We start from the raw sequence: 1,843 nt of genomic DNA, 5'->3' as shown, positions 1-1,843 counted from the left end.
CCAGAGAATGCGTTTATTGGCTCAACGTAACGGAATAACTTTAAATAGTTTGATGTTAAGTAGTGTGAATATTCTCTTGAGTAAATATACAGGGCAAGATGATATTGTCATCGGTAGTGTTATGGCCAATAGACATTACATGCAAACAGAGGGACTGATTGGTTTTTTTGTCAATACACAAGTCAACAGGACACAGCTTACTAATTCTCAAAGTTTTGAAGCATTGATGCAACAAGTACATCAAGAACAAATAAATACTCAATTACATCAGGACTTACCTTTTGAGAAATTAATTGATGAATTAGGTGTTGAACGTGATATGTCAAGACATCCTGTTTTTCAGATAATGTTTATGGTTCGAAGTTTTAATAATCAAAACAAAAAAACAGAACAACAAAAAGAATATTTCAAACCTTATGAAATTGAAAGTGATTCTCAAACAGAAAAACTAGATTTATCAATTACAATAGATGATAGTCAGGATGAATTAAGAGGATTAGTTAGTTATGCGACTAGTTTATTTTGTAAAACGACCATAACAAAATTTATTAAGAATTATATTTTTTTACTTGAAAAACTTGTTGAAAAACCTACTAGTAGTTACTCTGATATAAGTATTATTGATTCAGCAGATTACAAAGAAATTGTTCACAATTGGAATGCAACCGAAAAAGAATATCCGAAGGAGAAAACGATTCAAGAGTTATTTGAAGAACAAGTAGCAAAGACTCCAAATAAAACGGCTCTAGTATTTGAAAACAAATCATTGAGTTATAATGAACTCAATGAAAAAAGCAATCAGTTAGCTCATTACATTCGAGTACAGTATGAAGAAAGGGTAGGGAAAACTTTTGTACCAAACACACTTATTGCCTTATGTCTGGACAGAAGTTTGGAAATGATAATAGGAATGTTGGCAGTACTAAAAGCTGGTGGAGCTTACGTACCTATTGATTCAAATTACCCTCAGGATAGAATCGATTATATATTGGAAGATACCAAAGTTGAATTTATTCTTATTCGGAAAAATAACAACAATTCTATTCAATTACCACAGGATAGAATCATTTGCATAGACTTAAAAGAAGAACTATACAGTAATGCAAACAACAATAATTTTAATGAATACAGTAAGTCCGATGATTTAGCGTATGTTATATATACATCAGGAACTACAGGTAAACCTAAAGGAGTTGAATTAACACATAGTAATTTGAACAATTTGACTTTCAATATCATTGAAGCTTTTGATATTGATGAGCAAACGATATCTTCTCAGATTATCTCAACGTCTTTTGATGGAGCTGTTTCAGAAATTTATCCGACATTAATTGCAGGCGGTACGCTACATATTATTTCTGAAGAGATTAAGCAAAATGGTAATCTTATGAAACACATTGCTTCAGAAGAAATTACGCATCTTACAGTTCCTGCAGATTTATTAGAATCGTTTGAATATTTAGCATTAAATAAATTAAAAACGATTCATGTTGGAGGAGGAGTTAATTCTGTTGGATGTTTGAATAGATGGAGTAATGGTCGTAAATTGATAAATGCTTATGGACCAACCGAAGGCACAGTTTACACCACGATGCACCAATACAGAGAAGGTGATTTAAATACAAAAATTGGGAAACCAATAAATAATACAAATGCTTATGTTTTAGACAGCAACAATGCTCCGGTTCCAGTTGGAGTGATTGGAGAGTTGTACATAGGAGGCGCAAGTTTATCACGTGGGTATCTAAATCGTCCAGACTTAACAGCGGAGCGTTTTATTGAGAATCCATTTGCTACCGAAGCTGATAAAGCCAAAGGCTACACCAGATTGTATAAAACAGGC

Annotated in this window: 1 protein-coding gene; it reads left to right on the top strand. The window is 32.6% G+C overall.

Annotation, left to right across the window (positions count from 1 at the left end; all coding sequences use genetic code 11):
- A partial coding sequence (locus tag OIU80_RS20795; RefSeq protein WP_264288879.1) for a non-ribosomal peptide synthetase occupies positions 1-1,843 on the top strand: 1,843 nt, incomplete at both ends.

Origin of the sequence: Flavobacterium frigoritolerans (assembly GCF_025847275.1) — a bacterium.
GTDB classification, from domain to species: domain Bacteria; phylum Bacteroidota; class Bacteroidia; order Flavobacteriales; family Flavobacteriaceae; genus Flavobacterium; species Flavobacterium frigoritolerans.
The sequence above is the reverse complement of the archived record's forward strand: the minus strand, read 5'-3'. Positions and strand labels throughout refer to the sequence as shown.